Origin of the sequence: Paenibacillus sp. NPDC057886, from assembly GCF_042796655.1 — a bacterium.
Lineage (GTDB): Bacteria > Bacillota > Bacilli > Paenibacillales > Paenibacillaceae > Paenibacillus.
Genome location: NZ_JBHVMZ010000015.1, coordinates 82,967 through 105,645 on the forward strand (window position 1 = coordinate 82,967; position 22,679 = coordinate 105,645).

Consider the following 22,679-nt stretch of genomic DNA (forward strand, 5'->3'; position numbering starts at 1 on the left):
TATATGACTCATGAAATTCTATGAGTTGGTATATCCGCACAAGCATATCCAAAGTTCGCACGTATTTGGTTCATTATAGGCGGTTGAGCTGTGTGGAATACAAATTATTGCGATATTCGGTGGGGGTATTGCCCTCGTATTGCTTGAACATGCGCAGGAAGAGTTTGTAATCGGAAAAACCGCATTGTCCCGCTATTTCTTTTACACTGGCATTGGTATTGAGCAGCATCTGCTTGGCCCGGCGAATCCGTTCCGTGAGGATATAGGTTTTGAGGCCAATGCCTTTCTCGCGTTTCACCATTTTGGAGATATAGTCCTTGTTAAAATTAAAAGTCTCGGCAATCTTGCCAACTGTAATGTCAGTATGCAGATGAATATCCACCCACTTGCAGATGTGGTCAACGATCGCATTGTGCGGTCGATAACCCGCCTGTGTGTTGCGTTCCAGTTCTTTGAGCAGCAGCAGCAATGCCGCGTCTGCTTCTTCCGGCGAGAACGATGAACTATGAAGTAACTGCTTGAACAGCTGATTGGCCGTGGACGGTACCTGAATGGTCGCATGGGTGGGATACTGGTCGAACTCTTCCTCAATCGAATCATAATGAACCCAGTAAAAGCTGACGGGAGCATCGCTGACCTGATAGCCGTAATGGGTGCGTCCAGCCCTCAGAAACAGCAGATCATTTGCACGAACCACGAACTGTTCTTCCTCCTCCGCAATGTACATCTCGCCTTCTAGCATCAAAATGACCTCATGAACAGGCATGCTGCGCTTCATGTGGCTCCAATTGCCTTCGGATATGAACTTGCCGCACAGGTAATGTTCCAATCGCTTTTGCATAGGACGGATTTCTCCACCTTTTCTTGGATTATGAGTCTGATGTAGTTGTATTTTATTTGATAATATGAGGATATTCAAGGCCTGTATGAAGAAAGATCGCAAGGGATGCATGAATCGCAACACGGATTTTACCCTTTTTACATCCATATAAGTACTTCTAAATATCCACTATATACCGAGGAGGAGCGAGCAGAATGATTGAAACCAAAAAGGGATTTCTGGGACCTGAGCATGTAGATCTGTTAAATGGCGTTTTTCAAACGTCACAGGAAGTTGGAGAAAAGTATTTGTTATCTTTGGACATTGACCGTTTTCTGGCACCATGTTTTGAGGCCCATGGGTTACCTGCGAAAAAGGAACGGTACGCGGGTTGGGAGGCACGTTCCATCAGCGGGCATTCTCTTGGACACTATTTGTCTGCCCTGGCAGTGACTTATCAGGCGACAGGTAATGAAACGTTAAAGCAAACGCTGGATTATGCCGTTTGCGAGCTTGCCTCCATTCAACAGCATACAGGCAGCGGGTATATCGGCGGATTGTCCGAAGAAGCCTTCCACATTGCATTTCGGGCAGAACATATCGGCGGTTTCAACATCGGCGAATACTGGGTGCCTTGGTACAGCGTACACAAAATCTATCGCGGGCTAATTGACGCCTACAAACTAACGGGTAATCAACAGGCGCTTGAGGTGGTAACACGGTTTGCTGATTGGGCGGTGGACGGTCTAAACCCGATGACAGAAGATCAGATGCAAGTCATGCTTCAATGTGAACACGGCGGCATGAATGAAGTATTTGCACACTTGTATGGAATCACGGGGAAATCTGTATACCTTGAGATAGCCAACAAATTCACACATCAATTGATTCTGGAACCGTTGGAACACAAACAGGACGATCTTCAGGGCAAACATGCGAATACGCAGATTCCGAAAGTCATCGGTGCAGCCGAAATCTACAACCAGGACCATAACCATGAGAGTTACCGGACAGCGGCGGAGTTTTTCTGGGAGACCACGATTCATCACCGTTCTTATGTATTTGGGGCTACGAGCATTTCGGAGCATTATGAAGCGAAAGACATGGAGAGCCTGGGCATCAAAACCGGAGAGAGCTGCTGTACCCACAACATGATGCATCTGACGAAGCAGCTCTACACCTGGAATCCGGACAGTGCCTACATGGACTATTATGAAAATGCGATCTACAACCACATCCTGGGCACACAGGACCCGGACACAGGGAACAAAACGTATTTTGCATCCACGCTGCAAGGTCACTACAAAATTTACGGTACTCACGATACCGCCTGGTGGTGCTGCACAGGATCTGGCATGGAGAACCCGGGCAAATACGCCGAGGCAATCTATTTCGAGGATGAGCAGGATCTGTACGTTAACCTGTATATCGCTTCCCAGCTGGACTGGAGATCCCAAGGCATATCGCTGAAGCTCGAAACCGACTTTCCTTACTCGGAAAAGGTAACCCTTATGATCACCGAAGGCAGTGCCTCGGCCAATCTTAGACTACGTGTGCCCTCATGGCTGCAGGAGCCAATGACGGCAACGGTCAACGGGGATACGGCTTATCCGCATACCCGGATGGAACCCGGATACCTCAACATCGAGCGCACATGGACCGCTGGCGATGTCATTACAATCACGCTGCCGATGTCGCTCCACCAATACACGTCCCGGGATGATGCACACAAGGTGGCATTCCTGTACGGCCCGATTGTACTGGCAGGCGCTTTGGGAAGCGAAGGGCTGCCCGAGGATACTATCGTGGACGAAACGGCACTGAATCCCAAAACTGCACCTGTACCTGTAATCTGGACAGAGCAGGAGGATGTGCGCGAGTGGATCAAGGTGGTGGACGCAAGTACGTTGACGTTTGAGATCAGCAAGGACGTCACCTCGGATGGCAACCCGGTGAAACTGATCCCGTTCTATGATGTGCATCATGAGTTCTATACGGTCTATTGGCCGTTTAACGATGAAGGCGATGCACTGGAGAAGGAATTGAATGATATCACCATCGACAGGGTGCAGCCCGATGGTCAGCAGGATGAGATTGGACATCAGCTGGATAGCAATTGCCGTGCAGAACATCATAACGGTTCCTATACAGACAGCCGCAACAAGCTGCATATGTGGCGGGAAGCTTTTGGTGTCAGCGGGGCTTACTTCAGCTACCAGCTGGCGGTGGATGGTTCTGCATCAAACTATGTATGCGTGGCATACTGGGGCGGGGATCATTCTCCTTTTGAACGGGAAGGAACACTGCATGAGAGAATATTTAGTATCGCCGTCGATGGAAATGTGGTCGGTGAACAGCGGATTCATATGAACAAGATCGGAGAAGTATTCTACGTTACCTATGATATCCCAGAGACGGTTACGTCAGGTAAAGACAGTGTGCAAGTTGCATTCCAGGCGTTGGACGACAATGGATGTGCCGGGAAAGTCGTGGAGGTACGCACAACGCGCAGCAAACCGGAATCCATTTTTTCGTAAAAGAGGTATTGTATGAAATTGGGCAAACACATTGGTATAATAATAGCAAACTGCTGATTAGGTAAAAGAGGAGGTTGGAAGTGTGGCCAAACCGGATAATAAAGGCATCTATAGTTTTCAGGATTGGTTAACTTGGGAGGGTGCATGGGAGTTAATTAACGGCAAAGCGTTCAATATGTCTCCAGCACCCACCTCAGTACACCAGTTTATTGTGGGTGAGCTGCACTTCTCCTTGGGTACTTTTTTTCAGAATCGGAAATGTATCGTATTTGTTGCTCCCTTTGACGTGTATTTCAGCGAGAATGAACAGTATGACGTACCTGACCATGTTGTCCAACCGGATTTATCGGTGGTTTGTTCCAAAGACCAAATATCCAAAAATGGCTGTCAAGGTGCGCCGTCTCTAATCATAGAAGTACTGTCTCCATCAACTGCGCTGAAGGATTTTAACGAGAAGTTTAATCTGTATCAGAAATATGGTGTGAATGAATACTGGATTGTTGACCCTGGCAATCAGACCGTTCATGTGTACACATTGGAAGAAGGCAGTTACCAGAACCGTCATCTGTACACGGAGCAAGAGACGATTCAATCGGTGTTATATCCGGAACTTGATATTCCGCTTCGGAGTTTATTCAAGCTGAATTAGATTAGACAACATCATCATCACTCCGACGCTGGCGTCCGGGTGTTTTTTTGCTTTTTATCGAATAAGCCCTATATAAAAAATGACACGCACTGCAAATTTCCACGTATTACCTGATAACATTTCTTTTTCCGCTACCGATTCATCAAGACACCAGGCTCATTTCCCAGAGGTTACAAAATCTTATCCACGTTGTCCCTGTAAAGATGAAATGGGATAAGCCCATGCCACGTATATTATGAATATCCATATTAATCCACCCGAATGCGGCAACATCATGTACAATGAAATAAAGTTCCAATGGTAAATATCGACATAAAGGTCCAGCACATAGCGCGAAAGGAGGTCTGATGATTTACATGATAAAGTACATAAAACTGCTGGGGCTGATCTTCGGCGTTGTGGTCATGAATGTTCTGCTGTTCTCACCAGGATTCATCGGACTGGAGTTTGGCGGGGGAGCATTTACGACAGCGCTCTCGGTGACATTTCTGTTCGGCAGCGTGATGGCGCTCTTCTATGGAAGCTACACCTTGTTGTTCAGACAGCCAGTAGTCTTGCCCGTGAAGCATATCGAAACCCATGAAGATTATGTGGAAGCGTTATCCTTTTATCGTCGCATTAAAGTGCTTGAGGAAGATATCACATTGGGATTATCCCAACTGAGCCGCATGAAGAAAAAGAAGGAAACCCTCCTGAACGTGCTGAATCAACGATTTGATCCGGGGGAACTAAGCTACAAGAAATTTGCTTCGGTCACCCTCGAAGTGGAGAAGCTGTTATACCTCAACATCCGAAGTGTACTTAACCGACTCAATGTGTTCGATGAAGCGGAGTACGCCAGCCTGATGAAGTCCAAATCCGCAACACTTCCCCAGAAGCTCTTTCAGGAAAAGACCAAAGTATATAACGACTATCTGAGCTATGTGAAAAACTCGCTTCATACCAATGAGGAAATTCTCTTGAAGCTCGACCAGTTGATGCTGGAAATCTCCCGCCTGGACAGCTTTGAAGCTGGCGATATCGAACAGATGCCTTGTATGCAGGAAATTGACCAATTAATCAAGCACACCAAATTATACAGACAGTGAGGGGTTGTACGTATGGCGAAGAAGGGAAAGTTTTTTTTCATATCGATCTTGATGTTGGTGCTCGTGTTCGGCTTAGTATATGCAGGCATTACGCTGACGTCGAACGTTGGTAAATCCAGTACACAGGTCACGACAGAGAATGCAGGCAAAGAGTTAGGCAAGCTGTATGCGGACATTGCTCCGGCAACGGCTGAACCCGTGAAGGGACAGATTGATCTCGATCCGGTGGATGTGGCTGAATCACTGCCGGACATCTCCAAATTTCCGATCACGGTCGAGAATACATCGAATGATTATGTAGAGATCTTTTCTTCCATCGAAAAGGCGGGAACCGGAGCGGATGGCTGGTTAACCGAAGTAACCGAAGAGTTCAACAAGGCTAACATTACCGTTGGCGGCAAACAGGTTTCGGTGAAATTACGCAATATCGCATCCGGAACGGCTGCCGATTATATCAAGTCAGGCAAATATGTGCCTGATGCGTATACTCCCTCGAATGAGTTATGGGGCGAGATGGTAGCCGCAAGTGGTGTGAAGACCGATCTGGTATCCAAAAGATTGGTGGGGAACGTCCCCGGTATCGTCATCTCCAAAGCCAAATATGATGCGCTGGTCGACACGTATGGCTCAGTTAATGTAAAAACCGTGACCGAAGCGATTGCGAACAATGAGCTCGCGATGGGGTACACCGATCCGTTTGCCAGCTCTACGGGGCTGAACTTTCTCGTGACGGCACTGAACACATACGACAGCTCCAATCCGCTCGGAGAGAAAGCTATTGAGGGTTTTGAGAAGTTCCAAGCGAACGTACCGTTTACGGCTTCCACAACCATTCAGATGCGTGAGGCAGCCAAGTCAGGGCGACTGGACGCATTTGTACTGGAATACCAGACTTACGTAAACACCGCAGATCTGAAAAGCGGATACGTCTTTACACCTTTTGGCGTAAGACATGACAGTCCGCTATATGCATTGGGGCAATTGCCGCAGAACAAGCAAGAGATCATTAAAAAGTACGCGGAATTCGTAACACAAGCGAAGTATCAGCAATCGGCTGAGGAATTCGGCTTCAACGGATTGCAGGATTACAAGTCCGAATTGAACACAGTGGATGGTGGCACCTTGTTGTCCGCTCAGAAAGTATGGAAAGAGAAAAAGAACGGCAGTAAACCCATTGCAGCCGTATTTGTAACCGACGTTTCCGGAAGTATGGACGGCGAACCGCTGAACCGACTTAAGGAATCATTACGCAAAGGCCAGAAGTTCCTGGGCACAGATAACAGTATCGGCCTCGTCTCCTACTCTAGTGGAGTAACTGTGAACCTGCCGATTGCCAAGTATGATACGAATCAGCAGTCCATGTTTGTCGGTACGGTGGATAGCCTGCAAGCGGGTGGTGGTACGGCAACCTTCGATGGAATCGTTGTGGCGATGAAGATGCTGGAAGATTATATGGCTACTGATCCAAATGTGAAGCCGCTGATCTTTGTCCTAAGTGATGGAGAGACCAACGAAGGTCATACACTGAAGGATATTCGTGATCTGGTCGAGACGTACAAAGTGCCAATCTACACGATCGGTTATAACGCGGACATCAAGGCGCTGGAGAGCATCTCCAGCATTAACGAAGCGGCGAGCATTAACGCGGATACCGACGATGTGGTGTACAAAATCGGTAACCTGTTCAACGTGCAGATGTAGCACATGTATTGCACTCGAAGTGACCTAATGTAAGGTTCATTATTCCATTTATATAGCACGTAATTGAAGGGGGAACTTGGATGTCGTTTTCGATGGAGATACCTAGCCAGAAGGAAATTCAGAAGGTGATTGAGGAGGAAATAAAGCCCGTACCTGCCGAGGTGGCGGAGCTGCAGCAAGTCGCAAATGCCAACGTGGAGATGATCATGACACTGGATCTCGAATCGTTGGAGAAACGCAAGGAGATTCTGCAATCCATTGACGGTTTTGGCATGAACACGATGAGATCCTCTTCCGAGAAAAACGCGTTGCTTCAAGTCTCCGTTGGACATCTGTCCAAGACGGGAGACGAGGGCGGTCAGGTCGCCAAAGGCTTGACCGAGCTGCATATGCAACTGAAGGATCTCGACCCGAGCGTGGTCGATTTCGCCAAGACCGGATTCCTCGGCAAATTGTTCAATCCGCTGCGGGCCTATTTTCTGAAATACCAGAAGGCTGACGCGGTCATCGCCGACATTGTGACCTCTCTGGATAAAGGCAGAGCGACCTTGAGAAATGACAATACAACCCTGGAGATTGAACAGCAAAATCTGCGGGAACTCACCAAACGACTGCAAAAGGAAATTCAGCTGGGTGTGCTGATGGATGAGTCGATTGACGCACAGATCGAAGCAGCCAAAGTCCGCAACGAGGACCCGGAGAAAGTCCGTTTTATCACGGAAGAAGTGCTTTTCCCGCTTCGTCAGCGGGTTATGGACTTGCAGCAAATGCTGGTGGTGAACCAGCAGGGCATCATGGCGATTGAAGTTGTCATCCGGAATAACAAGGAATTGATCCGCGGTGTGGATCGGGCCAAAAATGTAACGATCTCGGCCTTGAAAATTGCCGTCACCGTCGCGAGTGCACTTTACAATCAGAAGATTGTATTGCAGAAAATTGAACTGCTTAACCGGACGACCAACGACCTGATCGCAGGTACGTCCAAAATGCTCAAGGATCAAGGCATTGCCATCCAGAAGCAGGCTTATGAGGCCAGCATTTCGGTTGATACGATGAAGCAGGCGTTCACAGATGTGTTGTCCGCGCTCGACTCCATCAGTGTCTATAAGCAGGAGGCACTGCCACGGATGCGGGAGACCATCAATCAGTTCCGTGAACTGGCGGATACCGGGGAACAGCAGATTCAGCGGTTGGAGAAAGGGCAGAAGCTGGGGCTGTAGTCTGAATGGAAGTCAGAAGAACACAAGAAATTTGTACGCATGACATCAAAAAACGGTTGAACACAGATAAACTCTGGTTCAACCGTTTTTTTTTGATTCCATTTTGAGGATATAAAGATTCCCAATGGACATATACACGAAAGCCATACATCTACTAGTTAGGTCAAATCACGTTGAATATAGAGGACGTAGGGGATCAGCAGGAGAAGCAGAGCCAGTGAGGCGATCAAGGCAAGAAGCAGGCTTCCTTGGGTTAGTAGCAGTGCTCCCAGAGCTGCACCGATCACAAATATAACCCAGGACAGGGCGAGTACTGCCCATTCGGAAGCAGGAGCCTTACCCCGAACCGCTTTGGCCAGTGCCTGTCCTACTCCGAATAATGTGCCTGTTACAAATCCTTTGCCCACATCAGCATGAGCAACCATCTGGTGCATGGTGTTTTGCATGCCCATGGCGATGGCAATCGGGAAAAGCACACTCTGTGTATGGAGGAACAGCAAGAATACAATGGCGCCGGCAAACAGCAGGGATTCAAAGCCCAAGATGCCCGCCAGTCGCCATTTTCCCGATCGGTCCGTGATCAGGGTACCGATAAAGGCGCCTACAACGAATAAAAAAATGACCAGACCTATATTCGTTAATACAGCGCTGTCTCCCTCAAATAGCGCGATGCCAAGCTTGGTACTGTTACCACTCATGAAAGACAGATAGATTTTCCCCAGCTGCAGATAGCCGACCGCATCAATGAAACCGGAGATCAGCACAAGTACACATGACAGCAGAAGCCGGGAAAGACCCGGCTCCAGTCGTTCTACAGTATGTCCCACACGTTTGCGGTCACTGGTCGAATCGGAAGCAGAAGCCATGATGTCCAACCCCTTTTCCATGATAATGGATTGGTTCCGTGGTATATGACAGATGGATCACTAACCCAAACTTAAATTCCATAGTTCCGGTAGTAGTTGGACTATGACTTCGGCTTATTCGGGTCCGGTGCGATAAAAAGGGTGTCGTTCGGAAGCTGTTCGGCTTCCTCTTTGGACATTTCCAGATTGGTGGACAGCACATCATCCGGATTGCCTGCGAGCCACTCGCTCAGATCAATAGCTTCATAGTGTCCGTTGTTGAACCCGATTAACACACGGCAGACCTCATCTCCCGTATTTTTGATATAGTGACCTGCGCCCATCGGGGCATAGCCCACATCCCCTGCTTCGAATTGCTCTGTCACTGCATGACCTTCTGCAAGAAATACCGTCATTTCGGCAGTGCCGCTAATGTAATACTGCCATTCGTCAGCGTTGGGATGCCAATGCATCTCTCGTAATGCGCCTGGTTGCAGCTCGATCAATGATCCGGCCATCGTGGTGGAGATTGGGAAATCTTCGACAGTAACCGTGCGCTGGGTTCCGCCGCCTGGCGCACGTCTTGGCTGCTTGGCATGCAGCGGGTATCGGTGGGGTGTCGTTAGCTCCGAATTGCGGCGATAGGTTCCAGAAGAGGAGCTGTCATTGGGGACAGGCCCTTTGACGAAATAAGCTTCTCCCTGAGGCAGCTTGGCTGCGCGCTCCGGGGTAATCCCGAGATTCTGGGCAACAATGTTGTTCGGTGTATGAGACAGGAAATCGGTAATGCTGAACGTATGATCTTCCGAGAAATCGCCATTATCAAAAATCAGAATAAAATGGCACTCGTCCGGTCCCAATCCCTGAATGGAGTGTCCGTAACCACGTGGGAAATACCACACATCTCCTGGCTCAAAAGTATCGGTGTACGCATGTCCGTCCGGATGAATGACGGTGGTGCGACAGGAGCCGCTGATCACATAAGCCCATTCTGCTGCATTGGCATGCCAGTGCAATTCACGCATGCCTCCCGGTTCCAGGCGCATGGATACGCCGGCTATTCCAATGGACGCAGGAAAATCCCGAACGGAAGCACCGCGGGTAATACCGCCAGGGCCCGTACGGGGTTCTTTTTGTTCAAGCCGATATTTGAAAGATGTCATCATGATTCCTCCTCATATTATATTAGGTACACATGTAAATAGTTAAATATGGCGTTCATATCTTTTACCCATATTTTACGAAACTATTCAATTGATTCCTGATTAATATGAGAAAGAAGGGAGATTTTCATTCAACCTCTATCGTTGGTCAGTATGCACATGTTGTACTCAAGGTGCCTTATGATTGGTGTAACACACCATATTGCCAGGTTTAAAATTAATGATTTTAAATAACTCATCTGCCATATAAGCGGGAGTATGTTTGAAATCCTGTCGAATCCATTCAATAATCATGCCAAAGATCGCATGGGATTGATAACTTGCCAGCAGCTCGCGATTGATGTGGGACGGAAATATTTCGTTCAGGTCCTGAAGGGCAAGGTCACGCAGAACATCGCAGATCATTTGCTGAAAATTGGACGATGCCTCCGATTTCACGACAAGGGTGTAGAATTGCGCATGCTGATGCACATGTTCGAATATTTTGATTGCAGAAGAGGGCATATGACTTACTTCAAATATTTCTTTATCCAGATAAGGCTCACGATAGGAGAAGACCAGATCCTTAATGATGTCATCGATGATCTCATTGAACAGGTCTTCTTTGTATTGATAGTGTCTGTAAAACGTTCCCCGATTCAGATCAGCCAGCTGCACGATATCGGTAATGGAGATTTCCTTAAATGACTGCTTTTGCATTAATTGAATAAGGGCATCCTTCAGCGCCGCTTTGGATTTCTTGATTCTTCGATCCATGGAACTCGGAAGTTCGGTCATATGCAGTACTCCTCATAAATAGGTATTTTAAGATAAAGTACATTCAGAATTAGAAGTGTTGATTAACGTACAATTGGGCAAGCTTTTACTGATTGAACAGGAATGCTATGACTTATTATACTAAGGATAAGAGTTAATGAACATTTGTTTGTTAACTTATTGTAAACGAATACATGGAGGATGATACAACATGAGACTTCAAGATAAAGTTGCTGTAGTAACAGGTGCGGGTTCCGGCATGGGCAAAGCAATTGCAACACTGTACGCGCAAGAAGGTGCTAAGGTGGTTGTATCGGATATCAATGAGGCTTCAGCACAGGCGGTTGCTGAGGATATCAAAGCAAAAGGTGGAGAAGCGACGTTTGTGGTTGCCAATGTTGCGAAGGAAGAGGATATTCAGAACCTGATCGATACGACGGTTAATACCTATGGAACAGTGGATATTCTGGTCAATAATGCAGGCATTATGGACAGTATGGAACCAGCTGGCGACATTGTGGATGACAAGTGGGAGCGGATCTTTGCAATCAACACAACAAGTGTCATGCGTGCTACCCGCAAAGTGCTACCTATCTTCCTAGAAAAACAAAAAGGAGTTATTGTCAACATCGCCTCAGCAGGCGGATTGCATGGTGCACGTGCAGGCGCGGCTTACACGGCTTCCAAACACGCAGTGGTTGGATTCACCAAAAATACAGGCTTCATGTATGCCGAACAAGGCATTCGTTGTAACGCAATTGCTCCAGGAGGGGTGGCGACCAACATTAGTTCGTCCATGACCGGAATAAATCCATTTGGTGCAGGGCGACAACAGCTGGGCATGGCGATCAACCCACGCGTAGGAACTAGTGAAGAAATTGCACAGGTGGCCCTGTTCCTTGGTTCGGACGAATCCAGCTTTGTGAACGGAACGGTCGTAACGGCAGATGCAGGATGGAGCTCTTACTAATCCGTCGTTAATAACTGAAATATGCAAAGAAGCTCATACCCGTGTATGGGCTTCTTTGCATGTCCACAACAGGCGAGAATGTGGGACATCAGACCAGTAGGACAAACGTTTGCACAAACATGTCTACGCATTCCCGGATAATGTAAACAGGGACGAATCCCGAACAATCAAGCGGTGCGGAATAATAACCGGATTTTGAGGCAGGTGTTCACCATTCAGGATTTTTAACAATACCTGAACCGCAGTATAGCCCAGCTGATAAGTTCCGATATCAATGGAACTGAGCGGCGGCGAAGCGAGTTCCGACAAGGCAATATTGTTGAAGCTCACGACACTTATATCTTCAGGGACGTTATAACCCAACTCGGCCAAAGCGCGGAGTACTCCAAAGGCAACATTGTCGTCAATAACAACGAGGGCGGTTGGTCTGTCCGGTAGTGACATGAACAGGGACATGGCCCGGAAACCGCTCTCCTGCAGGAATTCTCCTTCCACGATCCAATCATTGTTAGCGTCAAGACCCGCTTCTTCAAGCGCGTTTTTGTATCCTCGCATGCGATCATGAGACAACGTCAGATCGGGTGGCCCGCTGACAAATCCGATGCGTTTATGTCCTTGGGCAATCAGATGCGTAGTTGCATCGAATGCCGTCTGCACATTGTTATTGTCCACCATCGGCGCATTGGGATGCGTTTCGCTGCGTCCAATCAGCACAAAAGGAAACTTTTCCGCCTCCAAAAACGAAATAATCGGATCTTCCCTTTTGGAGCCAAGCAGCAAAATGCCATCCACGCGTCGCCCATGTACCAGGCGGGATATGGCATTCAATTCATCGCTGGAAGACGTTTCGGTGGAGAGAAGAAGTTCATAATTCATGCGAGTGGCATGCGTAATGATTCCCCGAAGCAATTCTCCGAAAAAGTAGTTCTGAAACAGCTCTTCAGCAGGTCGGGGCAGCATGATACCCAGGGTTTGAGTCGTTTTGGAAACAAGGCTTTTGGCCATCATATTTGGATGATAATTCATTTCTTTCATGATTTGCTTCACTTTGAGTGACGTTTCCGAACTGATTCTGGGATGGTTGGAAATAACCCGTGAGACCGTAGAAGGGGATACACCCGCCAATTTGGCAATATCTTTGATTGTAATCATGTGAAAAATCCCTTCTGTACAAGCATTTCAACATGTCTCCTATGTTAATTCAAAGACTTCGATAAATCAATTGCTAACTGCATCCTGGTGAAGAGGGGAAAGCAAAATAAAGGAAGACGGCGGGAGATCAAGCAAATCGGAAATTACAGGGACATAAGCCACAAAAGTGAAGGAAAATGGACGAAAATGACTTGTGCAAACGTTTGTGCAAATAAAGTTCGCTATTGTATGATGTGATTGTTATTATAGCGCTTACATGGCTTGAATCAACATACTTCCTAGATAATTCATCCCGATTACATAAGGATTGTACCAATCTGAGGTTAATATGAGCAAACGTTTGTATTGCATTCAAACGGAACCACGCCAAACTTCGGAATACAGGAACAGTACACAGAAAAACGGGTGAAAAGCGCGAGTACAGCATCGATCATGACTACGAAAAGGGGGAAATTCAATGAGAAAATGGCAGCAAGCAGCACTTGCAGGATTCATGGCACTCACACTTACCGCATGTTCAAGTGGAGGTGGAGGCGCTGCGCCAACCACAACGGACAGCGGTGAGACTGGAGAAACAACAGTGACCGCGGAAAATATTCAGCCAGAAGAGGGCGCGAGCCTTGTTATATGGGAGGATAAAAATCAGCGCAGCTTTATCGAGGAACGGGCGAAGAAATTTGAAGAGGAGTACGGCGTATCTGTAAAAATCGAGGAATTGCCGCCGACCGATCAAGTGACCAAGCTCACAACGGACGGACCCGCGGGATTGGCTGCGGATGTAGTCGTGTTCCCGCATGACAAGATTGGTAGCGCCTCAGAAGCGGGACTGATCTTGCCAAATGATATTTTTGAGCAACAGACCACGCAATCCACCAGTGACAATGCGGTTAAAGCCGTAACCTTTAAAGACATCTTATATGGCTATCCCTACAGCGTAGAAACCTATGCGTTGTTCTACAACAAAAAGCTTTATCCCGAAGCACCGAAATCATTTGATGACATTATCAGCTTTGCCAAAACCTTTAATGACACCAAAAACAACAAGTACACTCTGATGTGGGAGCTCCAGCAGTTCTATTACAACTTTGCTTATCTGGCTTCCCAGGGCGGATATATCTTTGGCGATGAAGGCATGAACAGCGAGGATATTGGCCTCAATAATGAGGGAGCCATCAAGGGCGGTCAGTTCTTGCAAACGCTGAAATCGGAAGTACTGCCTGTGAAAATGGGCGATGTGAACTATGACATCAAGAAAGGTCTCTTCTCAAGCGGGAAACTGGCCATGGATATTAACGGACCTTGGTCCATCGCCGATTATCGCAATGCCGGCATTGACTTCGGGGTTGCTCCACTCCCGGCAATTGAAGGCAAACCGATGACCTCCTTCTCTGGAGTCAAGGCATATTACGTCAATGCATTTACAACCTATCCGAATGCTGCCAAGCTGTTTGCAGCTTATCTCTCCAGTGCCGAATCCCAAATGGTCAACTTTGAGCTGAACGGAACTCTCCCGGCCAATAAAGACGTGGCAGCAGATCCGAAGATTCAGGGGGATGAAATCACGAAGGCATTCCTTGAGCAATTCAACAACTCCACCCCAATGCCTTCGCTTCCTGCCATGGATAGCGTATGGGGTCCCATCAGCGCGGCAATTACCGACATATGGGATGGAGGCAAGGATGTGAAAACCTCTCTGGATAACGCAGTCAACCAAGTCAAGGAGAGCCTTGCAACTGTCCAATAAAAAAAAGAAAGAGCAGGTGCAGAGGAAGTCAACATATCCTCTGCACTCTGCTATAACTGATCGGTAACTTCGCTTGCCGGGAAGGAGTAGGAATGAATGAAACAACAGCATGTTCCAGTCACTGTTAAACCGAATCGAGAAAGACAGCATCGCATGACAGCGGCTGTGTTGTCCCTTGTCCTGCAAGGACTTGGACAGTTGTATAACCGTCAATGGATTAAGGGAATCTGTTTTCTGATCCTAGAGGGAGTGGGACTCGTATATCTGATTCCCCGTTTGAATCAGGCTGTATGGGGCGTATGGACGCTGGGCGAGCAGACGCAGCGTTTCGTCAAGGTCAATGGATCAACGGTGCTGCAGCAGGGCGACCATTCCATCTTTTTGCTGCTCAATGGAATCATAGTACTTTTGGTATTTTTCGTTTTTCTTCTTCTGTATATTTTCAATATCCGGGATGCGTACATCACGGGAAAATTAAGAGAGGAAGGTAAGCAGGCCACTGGAGCTTCTGCTTCCCTGAGATATCTGCTCGATAAACAATTTCCGTATCTTTTCTTATCCATCCCTGCGCTCGGCATCCTGTTTTTCACCATTATGCCGATTTTGTTTACGATTACCCTGGCCTTCACCAATTACTCGGCACCGGATCATATTCCCCCTGCCAAGCTGGTGGATTGGGTCGGTTTCAAGACTTTCACGGATCTCATCCAGCTTAAATCGTGGAGCCATACCTTTTTTGGGGTATTAACGTGGACTGTGATTTGGGCCATTCTGGCAACGGTCACCACGTATTTCGGCGGGGTGCTGGTTGCACTTCTCATCGAGCAGAAGGGTATTCGCTTCAAAAAGGTGTGGCGGACGATATTCATTCTTCCTTATGCGATTCCACAGATTATCTCACTGCTCCTAATGCGTAACCTGTTCAACGGACAGTTTGGTCCCATTAATACGTATATGAAGGCTTTTGGCCTTGAGGGATTGCCATGGTTAACCGATCCATTCTGGGCAAAAGTTACAGTCGTCATTGTAAACATGTGGATCGGAATCCCGGTCAGCATGGTGCTCATACTGGGCGTGCTGACGGCGATTCCACGGGATTTGTATGAAGCGGCTGAGGTGGACGGTGCGTCCGGCTTTCAGAAGTTCCGCATCATTACGCTTCCTTTTATCATGTTCGCTACAACTCCGGTGCTCATTATGCAATTTGCCGGGAATTTCAACAACTTCAATGTCATCTTCCTGCTGACGAACGGTAATCCGCTGCGTGGTGATTATCAGTATGCGGGATCAACTGACCTTCTCGTGACCTGGTTGTACAAACTGACGTTGGATAACAACAAGTTCAATATGGCTTCGGCGGTCGGCATTATTATTTTCCTGATTATTGCGTCGTTCTCCATCTGGAATTTCCGTCGTTCCAAATCGTTCAAGGAGGAGGACATGATTCAATGAAAAAGCGCAACAATCCCATGCGTCTGACGATCAGCTATGTGCTGCTGGTTATCATTGCAATCGTATCGGTGTATCCCGTCTTGTGGATATTTCTCTCGTCACTGCGTCCAGGTGCGGCCCTGTTCAGTGAACGTCTGTGGCCTGAAGCGTTCACGCTGGCACATTATGGGGAACTGTTTAACAACCCATCGTTCATGTATGGAACGTGGTATCTGAACACGTTGAAGATCGCTTTTTTCACGATGATTTTCTCAACGCTCATGGTCACTTTGGGCATGTATGCATTATCCCGGTTCCGGTTTCGCGGTCGCAAGACCATTCTATCCACCATGCTGATCCTCGGGATGTTCCCCAGCTTCATGAGCATGATTGCCATTTATATTATTTTGCTTCAGATCAAATTGCTGGACACTCATGCCGCGTTGATTCTGGTCTATTCGTCTGGGGCCGTGCTGGGTGGATTTATTGTCAAAGGGTTCTTTGATACCATCCCGCGCAGTTTGGATGAAGCAGCACGAATTGATGGTGCCAGTCATCTGCGTGTGTTCACCAGCATCATTTTGCCGTTGTCCCGGCCAATGCTGACCTATGTAGCCTTAACCAGCTTCACCGGTGCGTGGATGGACTTTATCTTTGCTCGGCTGGTACTGCGGACGAAAGAGAACTGGACACTTGCAGTTGGCATGTGGGATCTGGTGAGCCGCTATCAGGACAGTAACTTTACGATGTTTGCTGCTGGGGCGGTACTGATCGCTATTCCGATTACGTTGTTGTTTGTATTCCTGCAACGCTTCCTTGTGCAGGGGTTGACCTCTGGCGCCTCCAAAGGATAAAAGGAAAAACAATTAACCGCATAGACAGCCTGTAGAACATACCCAGGCCACCAATCAGGCGCTTCTGAGAGGTTCCATTCATCGCTGGAACTGCTTCGGAAGCGCCTGCCTGCTGTTTGAGATCCGAATGACAAGAGGAGGAAAAGATCGATGGGAACGCTACAGTCCCCAGAACCGGAATTGGGGCCAAACGGGGCTCGTGCTGCTGCGGAGAGTCAGAAAATGGTAAGCAAGGCGCTTTGGCGCAATGTTGCTTATCGCAGAATTTTGTGCGGCTATGGGATCTCCGTATTTGGTGATTGCTTCAACGGCATTGCCATCAGTCTGTGGGTGTTGCAGACCACGGGAAGTGCGAAGAGCATGGCAGCTGTACAAGTATGTAATATGGTCGTCAGTTTTCTGTTCGGATCATTCGCGGGTACGTTTGCCGACAGGCTGGATCGCAGAACATTGATGTTGTCGTCGGATTTGTTTCGTGGGGCTATGGCGTTTATCATCGCGGTGAGTCTGTTTGTGCTGCATGCTCCTTTTCCAATCGTACTGCTCATGCTATCCCTTTCGATGTTCTCCAGCCTCTTTCAGGCGCCTGCATTTCATGCTTCGGTAACCAGTCTGGTGGGCAGGGAGCATCTGCAACAAGCTACAGGAACCATTCATCTGGTCGATAATATTGCCCGGATCAGCGGACTGGCAGCAGCGGGGATTGCGGTTTCTGCATTTGGAGGATTTACGGCTATTATGATTACGGGTGTGACCTTTCTGCTATCTGCGATATGTGTAATGTTGGCCGGGCGTTTTCCGGATGTACAACGCTCTTCCCTACATAGAGGATCGTTCGTAAAGGAGTGGGGCGGTTCGTTTACCTACATCTTTGCACATCCCCTGATTCGCTCCATCGTTATTCTTAATCCGCTGCTGATTCTTTTCTTCATGTCAGCCATCATGCTTGTTCAAGTCATGGCCGTTAAAGTATGGCAGGCGAATCCTGTCCAGTTCGGACTAATCGAGACTTGTATTCCATTGGGGTACATGCTGGGTTCCGGAATTCTGATTGCCTCAGGCAACCGGCTGAAACGAAAGGGGCGATGGGTGTTCATCGGTCTGCTGGTTCTCGGCCCATTGTATATGCTGCTAGCCAATGTATCTTCTCCTTTGGTGGCCTTGCCACTGATCATTGCCGGGGGAGCCATGTTTGCGTGCTGTACAATGTTAACCCAGATCATGATGCGTGCCGAGGTTCCCGATGAACTGCAGGGAAGAATCTACGGGGTGCTCGGTACCATAACAAGTACAGCCCCGATCCTGGGGCTAACGGTGGTTTCCGTTTTGGCTGATCAGTGGGGTGCCCAAACCGTGCTGGAAAGTTTGGGAGCATTGCTGCTGGTGGTAGGGATTATTGCGGCAGCAGGATTAAAATCCATTCGGACCTATCGGTAGCAATGCATGCCATGCCAAAGGTAAAGACAAGCCTAATCAAAGAACCCGGAGCAGGCGCTTATCGCGTCTGACTCCGGGTTGAATGATAAGACGAAGAAGGAATGACTATTGCCAGTCCACTGTAACGGTCGCGGTTCCACTGGTTGGTGTGGTGAAGGTATGGTTATTGCCATTTTCCCACGTGATGGTAGAGCCGTTCTTTTTGAAAAACTTGAATTCCAGATTCGTTCCGGCAGGAACGCTGACGTCATAATACCAGGTCGGATAGGAATAGATCACCTGATTGAACGCTGGACCAATGGCGAGAGGACCTGTGGACCAGTTACCCAGCTCCGCGACATTACCTGTCAGATAGAGATTCTGACCGAGTGTGGTGGATGCATTGTTGATGACAAAACGGACGGAAACCTGGTTGCCACTAAGAATCGTGAAATTGTTATAAGTGTTGCTGTTGACTCCGCTCGCTGCGACTTTAACGGCATAGTTGCCCGCGGCAACAGCAGGGATGGTTACTTTGATCTGAGTATCTTCCCATGATGTAATGGCTGAACCGGTAACAGCGGTTGTACCGAAATAGACCGTGCCTTTGGTCGTGCCGAATCCGCGACCGTCAATGGTAACGGTATTTCCTGCTTTACCCATTGTTGGGCCCACGTGTCCGATGGTTGGCGTGGTGGTATTGGCTGTATACTGCCAGACCGCTGTAGCTCCTGCTGCCAAAGTGAAGTTAGCCACGTTACCGCCAGTAGAGGTGATGTTATTACCGTTTAGCGCACCTGCCAGTACATCGTTGTATGTTCCCGAAGGGAGTGAAGTGGTCAGACCACTGATGGAAGTGGAAGTCGAAAGATTGCGGTTAACCGCTACGACGGCCACGTTGTTGCCAAATTTACGTTCATACACATACACATCGTTGTTAATCCAGCGCTGCTGGGTTGTTCCATAGGCGATGGCTGGATTGGTTTTGCGCAATGGAGCCAGCTTGCTGATGACGTTAAAAGCGGTTGTTGTTTTGGAGAACGAAGGCATTTTGGCACGGTTATCCGGGTCGCCATTACCTGTCAAATATTGTTCCGTACCATAATAGATGGCTGGCACGCCACGCGAGGTGAGTGTAAATGCAAGAGCTTGTTCCAGGCGGCGGTTGTTGACGGCACTTGTTTTGAAGCGATCCATGTCATGGTTATCAATGAAGGTCACCTGGTCATTCACCTGGGCATAATCAGCGGCAGTGCTGGTGATCATGGAGTCCAGGGCAACCATCGTGGATGTGTTATCACGGAACACGTTACGTACTTCATTGTTGAAACGGAAGTCGAGCAGACTCATACCGGATTGGTTGGCGAAGTTGGTGTTGTCCGCATCCGATGCGGATGAACCCAGGAACCATTCACCAAACGTGAATACCGGTTTGTAGCCATAAATGGAGGACATCCAGTTCTTTTGCCATCCCATCGGCATATGCTTCACCGCATCCACCCGGATTCCGTCAATGCCCATATCCAGCCAGAGCTTGATCGCATCCTTGAAGTAGGTGTCAATGGTGCTGTTATTGTGGTTCAGGTCAGCGAGATCATAGAGATTTTTGTAGATACCGTTCTCCAGCGTGGAGAAGTCGGAGCCGCCATTGTGGTGGAAGTATTTGTTCGTATCATTGGTGTAACCACCGAGCAGAGTACCGTTATTGTATAACTTTCCATTCTCTGCGAATGAGGTGTCGGTTTCCATGGCAGGAGAGGTATGGTTGGGAGCAAAATCAATGATGACTTTAATACCTTTGGCATGTGCCGTATTGATCAGGTTCTGGAAGTCGGTCATCGTACCGAAAGCAGGATTGGTCTTCTTGAAGTCACGTGCCCAATAGCCGTGATAAGCCGTATTGTTGACACCGGAATAGTTAATCAGTGAGTAAATGTTCTCCACAGGCTGGGAAATCCAGAGTGCCGTAATGCCGAGATCGGAAAAATAGTTGTCGTTTATCTTATTGATCAGTCCTTGCCAGTCGCCCCCGCAATAGAGCTTTAGGTTGGAACAGGAGGCGTCATAGGCCGCCCCAGTAGGGTTGTTGGAGGGGTTGCCGTCCAGAAAGCGGTCGGTAAATACTTGATAAATAACATCGGTGCTGAAGTTCTGCTTGTTGCTTACAGCCGTATCAGCATCTGCGAATACGGAGGCCGCCGGGAATATGGGCAGTGCACTTCCGGCCAGCAAGCTGAAGCTCAGCGTGGTACTGAGGATGATTCGCTTGGTCCATTTGAACATTGGTAATCCACCCTTCGTTTATTATATAAATTGAACTAAAGAATATTTACACTACCACTCCGATGACAGAACAACCTTCCGATCGCTGTTATCCCCAGATTTTTTTGAATCCCGTTTTCAAAGGGGAAAATCCGGGGATAAAGGCGAACGTTTCACTTCTTCAGGTTATTTCTGTCCTCTCCGTTCTCGTGCAAATGTGTAGTTCAATTTATATAGATTTGTGATCTCTTTTTTGATTAGAAAAGCGCTTTCAAGTTAAGCGTTGGTTCTTTATTCTTAACGACATCCCCCCCTTTATGAATGCCAACAACCCCGGCACCTCCTGCTGGAGTTACCGGGGTTGTCCTAAACCGATTGGGTTTAAAAGCATGGCCCTCTAGTTATAATCACACCGTTATGATAATTAAATAATGGTTTGGTTGTCAATAACTTTTTCTTGAGCATTTTTTTTCTATTTCTATATTTACAAATCAGGCTCAACAGATTTAAACTATTCGCAGACCCACCAATATAAGGGCTATGCATTTTAGAACATTTCGGTGTTTTAAAACAACCCCGTCTCTTCAGAGACGGGGTTGTTTGTCGATTCAGCCGAGGGAAGAACGAAGCAGAAATAACAAGAAAACCCCGGTCAATTAACAAGGAAATCTATAGGAGAGGCGGTTGATGGCTCAGTGAACACTCATTCTGTCATCGAATGTGTGGAAGGTTTCAAGGCATCCAGGCTGGACAACACGAGAAAGATTTTTGTCTATTTGCCACCAGGCTATAAGGAGCATGTGGATCATCGTTATCCGGTGTTATACATGCATGCGGGTCAGAGAGCCTTCGGCTCGTCAACGGCGGGAAATGAAACCTGGTACGTAGATCAGGCGGCAGACCAACTGATTGCTCAAGGCTTGATGGATGGGCTGATCATTGTCGGAATTGCCCATGTTCGTCCGGTTACACACAATGAATTCTATCATTTCATTGCGCCTGCAAGAGAAGCGGTGAGTGTGGGCTGCTCAGGCCTGGATTATGAACACTTTATCATTCATGAACTGAAACCGTTCATTGACGAGCATTACCGCACACTTCCAGACAAGGACAATACGGGACTGCTTGGTTCTTCCGCAGCGGCGCTCAGCACCTTTCATATGGGAACACGTCATCCCGATATTTTTGGAAAACTGATCATGCTCTCTCCCTTCTTCGTGGACGTGCAGCTGGACGAAACGTCGGAGAGCAGATTACAGGAAGAGAATATGTACCTCATGCCTGAGGGCAGTGCTCCGATTCAAATGTGGATGGATATTGGGGACGCAGAAGGATTGTTTCTGCCTTCCCAGGTAAGAGATATGGTTCATCAGATGCTCGCACTGGGATACAAGCCTGACAAGGATATCGCATTTCTGGAACAGCCGGATGCAGGTCATCAGGAAGCGGATTGGGGAGAGCGGGTTCACCTTCCGCTACTGTACATGTTTGGCCGAATCGGCAAACCGGTCTCTCTTGAGCTTAAGGGAAGGGACGTTATTGGATTGAAGGGCGGAATGAGCGGTCACATCAATGCGCTGCTTCATTACGACAGCGGGTTCACCATGAGTGTCCTTGAAGGAGAATATCATTCCGATCAACCCGATGTTCTTGAGGTACGACCCAATGGGAGACTGGTTCCTGGCAAGATGGGTAATGCAGTGGTTACCCTCACGGTGGGTGAGCTGTCCGCATCACGCATGTACACGGTTGTGGAAGAATTATCGGGTCACGTGACAGTCTGCATGAGTGCAGAGGTACCGTTTCAGGACATGTATGATGACTCGATCTACGGTGGCATGGGCATGAAGCTTCTGCACGCAGGCGGCGGCCGTTATGAGGGCTGCTTTGAGGTTCCACGTGACAGCGGATTTCGGTTCAGGTTCACGCGAGGCTTCCGGCAGTTTGAAACCGATGCAGATGGCAAGGCATTGCCCAATCGGGTGTTTCGTGCCCATGATAACCTGTCTCTTCATTACAAAATCCAGTCTTGGGGCAGCACGGCTGCCAAAGCCGGGAACAGGAGGTAGCC

17 protein-coding genes are annotated in these 22,679 nt (G+C 48.1%); 11 read left to right on the forward strand and 6 right to left on the reverse strand.

The genetic code is table 11. From position 1 onward, the window contains the following. Nucleotides 1-73: 73 nt before the first annotated feature. Nucleotides 74-841 (reverse strand): helix-turn-helix transcriptional regulator, encoded by a 768-nt coding sequence (locus tag ACFVQB_RS32565; protein ID WP_379449204.1) that lies wholly within the window; start codon nucleotides 839-841, stop codon nucleotides 74-76. A gap of 194 nt (nucleotides 842-1,035) precedes the next feature. Here ACFVQB_RS32565 and ACFVQB_RS32570 point away from each other — a divergent pair, with 194 nt between their 5' ends. The 5 genes from ACFVQB_RS32570 (at nucleotide 1,036) to ACFVQB_RS32590 (ending at nucleotide 8,015) form a co-directional block, all read left to right on the forward strand. Further along, a complete protein-coding gene (locus ACFVQB_RS32570; RefSeq protein WP_379449207.1) occupies nucleotides 1,036-3,357 on the forward strand; it encodes a beta-L-arabinofuranosidase domain-containing protein in 2,322 nt (773 codons plus the stop codon). 82 nt (nucleotides 3,358-3,439) lie between these two features. Continuing rightward, entirely contained in the window at nucleotides 3,440-4,006 is a 567-nt protein-coding gene (locus tag ACFVQB_RS32575; RefSeq protein ID WP_379449209.1) for a Uma2 family endonuclease, read from the forward strand. A 356-nt stretch (nucleotides 4,007-4,362) separates the two neighbouring features. Next, nucleotides 4,363-5,094, forward strand: a complete 732-nt coding sequence (locus tag ACFVQB_RS32580; RefSeq protein WP_379449212.1) for a hypothetical protein — start codon at nucleotides 4,363-4,365, stop codon at nucleotides 5,092-5,094. 12 nt (nucleotides 5,095-5,106) lie between these two features. Beyond that, the gene (locus tag ACFVQB_RS32585; RefSeq protein WP_379449214.1) at nucleotides 5,107-6,795 is read left to right on the forward strand and encodes a vWA domain-containing protein; all 1,689 of its coding nucleotides are present in this window, start codon (nucleotides 5,107-5,109) and stop codon (nucleotides 6,793-6,795) included. Between the two features lie 80 nt (nucleotides 6,796-6,875). Then, on the forward strand, nucleotides 6,876-8,015 hold the full coding sequence (locus ACFVQB_RS32590) for a toxic anion resistance protein (protein WP_379449216.1): 1,140 nt from the start codon (nucleotides 6,876-6,878) through the stop codon (nucleotides 8,013-8,015). A gap of 158 nt (nucleotides 8,016-8,173) precedes the next feature. On the opposite strand, the gene ACFVQB_RS32595 is transcribed toward ACFVQB_RS32590, so the two are convergent. The 3 genes from ACFVQB_RS32595 to ACFVQB_RS32605 form a co-directional block, all read right to left on the reverse strand. After that, on the reverse strand, nucleotides 8,174-8,881 hold the full coding sequence (locus tag ACFVQB_RS32595; protein ID WP_379449219.1) for a YoaK family protein: 708 nt from the start codon (nucleotides 8,879-8,881) through the stop codon (nucleotides 8,174-8,176). Between the two features lie 101 nt (nucleotides 8,882-8,982). Beyond that, nucleotides 8,983-10,026, reverse strand: coding sequence for a cupin domain-containing protein (locus ACFVQB_RS32600; protein WP_379449221.1), 1,044 nt, complete (start codon nucleotides 10,024-10,026; stop codon nucleotides 8,983-8,985). Nucleotides 10,027-10,191: 165 nt separating this feature from the next. Beyond that, the gene (locus ACFVQB_RS32605; protein ID WP_379449273.1) at nucleotides 10,192-10,779 is read right to left on the reverse strand and encodes a TetR/AcrR family transcriptional regulator; all 588 of its coding nucleotides are present in this window, start codon (nucleotides 10,777-10,779) and stop codon (nucleotides 10,192-10,194) included. Nucleotides 10,780-10,990: 211 nt separating this feature from the next. Here ACFVQB_RS32605 and ACFVQB_RS32610 point away from each other — a divergent pair, with 211 nt between their 5' ends. After that, nucleotides 10,991-11,749 (forward strand): SDR family oxidoreductase, encoded by a 759-nt coding sequence (locus tag ACFVQB_RS32610; protein ID WP_379449224.1) that lies wholly within the window; start codon nucleotides 10,991-10,993, stop codon nucleotides 11,747-11,749. A 123-nt stretch (nucleotides 11,750-11,872) separates the two neighbouring features. On the opposite strand, the gene ACFVQB_RS32615 is transcribed toward ACFVQB_RS32610, so the two are convergent. Further along, the gene (locus tag ACFVQB_RS32615; protein ID WP_379449227.1) at nucleotides 11,873-12,901 is read right to left on the reverse strand and encodes a LacI family DNA-binding transcriptional regulator; all 1,029 of its coding nucleotides are present in this window, start codon (nucleotides 12,899-12,901) and stop codon (nucleotides 11,873-11,875) included. 457 nt (nucleotides 12,902-13,358) lie between these two features. On the opposite strand from ACFVQB_RS32615, the gene ACFVQB_RS32620 reads away from it, so the two are divergent. The 4 genes from ACFVQB_RS32620 to ACFVQB_RS32635 all read left to right on the forward strand — a co-directional run bounded on the left by ACFVQB_RS32620 (nucleotide 13,359) and on the right by ACFVQB_RS32635 (nucleotide 18,367). Next, the gene (locus tag ACFVQB_RS32620; RefSeq protein ID WP_379449229.1) at nucleotides 13,359-14,645 is read left to right on the forward strand and encodes a sugar ABC transporter substrate-binding protein; all 1,287 of its coding nucleotides are present in this window, start codon (nucleotides 13,359-13,361) and stop codon (nucleotides 14,643-14,645) included. Nucleotides 14,646-14,741: 96 nt separating this feature from the next. Beyond that, the gene (locus ACFVQB_RS32625; protein ID WP_379449231.1) at nucleotides 14,742-16,097 is read left to right on the forward strand and encodes a carbohydrate ABC transporter permease; all 1,356 of its coding nucleotides are present in this window, start codon (nucleotides 14,742-14,744) and stop codon (nucleotides 16,095-16,097) included. Continuing rightward, a complete protein-coding gene (locus ACFVQB_RS32630; RefSeq protein WP_024628944.1) occupies nucleotides 16,094-16,930 on the forward strand; it encodes a sugar ABC transporter permease in 837 nt (278 codons plus the stop codon). The genes ACFVQB_RS32625 and ACFVQB_RS32630 overlap by 4 nt, the downstream gene beginning before the upstream one ends. A 150-nt stretch (nucleotides 16,931-17,080) precedes the next feature. After that, nucleotides 17,081-18,367 (forward strand): MFS transporter, encoded by a 1,287-nt coding sequence (locus ACFVQB_RS32635; RefSeq protein ID WP_379449243.1) that lies wholly within the window; start codon nucleotides 17,081-17,083, stop codon nucleotides 18,365-18,367. 105 nt (nucleotides 18,368-18,472) lie between these two features. On the opposite strand, the gene ACFVQB_RS32640 is transcribed toward ACFVQB_RS32635, so the two are convergent. Further along, nucleotides 18,473-20,629, reverse strand: a complete 2,157-nt coding sequence (locus ACFVQB_RS32640; RefSeq protein ID WP_379449245.1) for an alpha-amylase family glycosyl hydrolase — start codon at nucleotides 20,627-20,629, stop codon at nucleotides 18,473-18,475. A gap of 674 nt (nucleotides 20,630-21,303) precedes the next feature. On the opposite strand from ACFVQB_RS32640, the gene ACFVQB_RS32645 reads away from it, so the two are divergent. Next, nucleotides 21,304-22,677: an alpha/beta hydrolase gene (locus tag ACFVQB_RS32645; protein ID WP_379449247.1), complete on the forward strand. Its 1,374-nt coding sequence runs from the start codon at nucleotides 21,304-21,306 to the stop codon at nucleotides 22,675-22,677. Nucleotides 22,678-22,679 lie beyond the last annotated feature (2 nt).

Bases quoted from the DNA above. Each gene is read 5' to 3' on its own strand.
- ACFVQB_RS32565 (WP_379449204.1), bottom strand. From the start codon at position 841: ATGCAAAAGCGATTGGAACATTACCTGTGCGGCAAGTTCATATCCGAA.
- ACFVQB_RS32570 (WP_379449207.1), top strand. From the start codon at position 1,036: ATGATTGAAACCAAAAAGGGATTTCTGGGACCTGAGCATGTAGATCTG.
- ACFVQB_RS32580 (WP_379449212.1), top strand. From the start codon at position 4,363: ATGATAAAGTACATAAAACTGCTGGGGCTGATCTTCGGCGTTGTGGTC.
- ACFVQB_RS32585 (WP_379449214.1), top strand. From the start codon at position 5,107: ATGGCGAAGAAGGGAAAGTTTTTTTTCATATCGATCTTGATGTTGGTG.
- ACFVQB_RS32590 (WP_379449216.1), top strand. From the start codon at position 6,876: ATGTCGTTTTCGATGGAGATACCTAGCCAGAAGGAAATTCAGAAGGTG.
- ACFVQB_RS32595 (WP_379449219.1), bottom strand. From the start codon at position 8,881: ATGGCTTCTGCTTCCGATTCGACCAGTGACCGCAAACGTGTGGGACAT.
- ACFVQB_RS32600 (WP_379449221.1), bottom strand. From the start codon at position 10,026: ATGATGACATCTTTCAAATATCGGCTTGAACAAAAAGAACCCCGTACG.
- ACFVQB_RS32605 (WP_379449273.1), bottom strand. From the start codon at position 10,779: ATGGATCGAAGAATCAAGAAATCCAAAGCGGCGCTGAAGGATGCCCTT.
- ACFVQB_RS32610 (WP_379449224.1), top strand. From the start codon at position 10,991: ATGAGACTTCAAGATAAAGTTGCTGTAGTAACAGGTGCGGGTTCCGGC.
- ACFVQB_RS32615 (WP_379449227.1), bottom strand. From the start codon at position 12,901: ATGATTACAATCAAAGATATTGCCAAATTGGCGGGTGTATCCCCTTCT.
- ACFVQB_RS32620 (WP_379449229.1), top strand. From the start codon at position 13,359: ATGAGAAAATGGCAGCAAGCAGCACTTGCAGGATTCATGGCACTCACA.
- ACFVQB_RS32625 (WP_379449231.1), top strand. From the start codon at position 14,742: ATGAAACAACAGCATGTTCCAGTCACTGTTAAACCGAATCGAGAAAGA.
- ACFVQB_RS32630 (WP_024628944.1), top strand. From the start codon at position 16,094: ATGAAAAAGCGCAACAATCCCATGCGTCTGACGATCAGCTATGTGCTG.
- ACFVQB_RS32635 (WP_379449243.1), top strand. From the start codon at position 17,081: ATGGGAACGCTACAGTCCCCAGAACCGGAATTGGGGCCAAACGGGGCT.
- ACFVQB_RS32640 (WP_379449245.1), bottom strand. From the start codon at position 20,629: ATGTTCAAATGGACCAAGCGAATCATCCTCAGTACCACGCTGAGCTTC.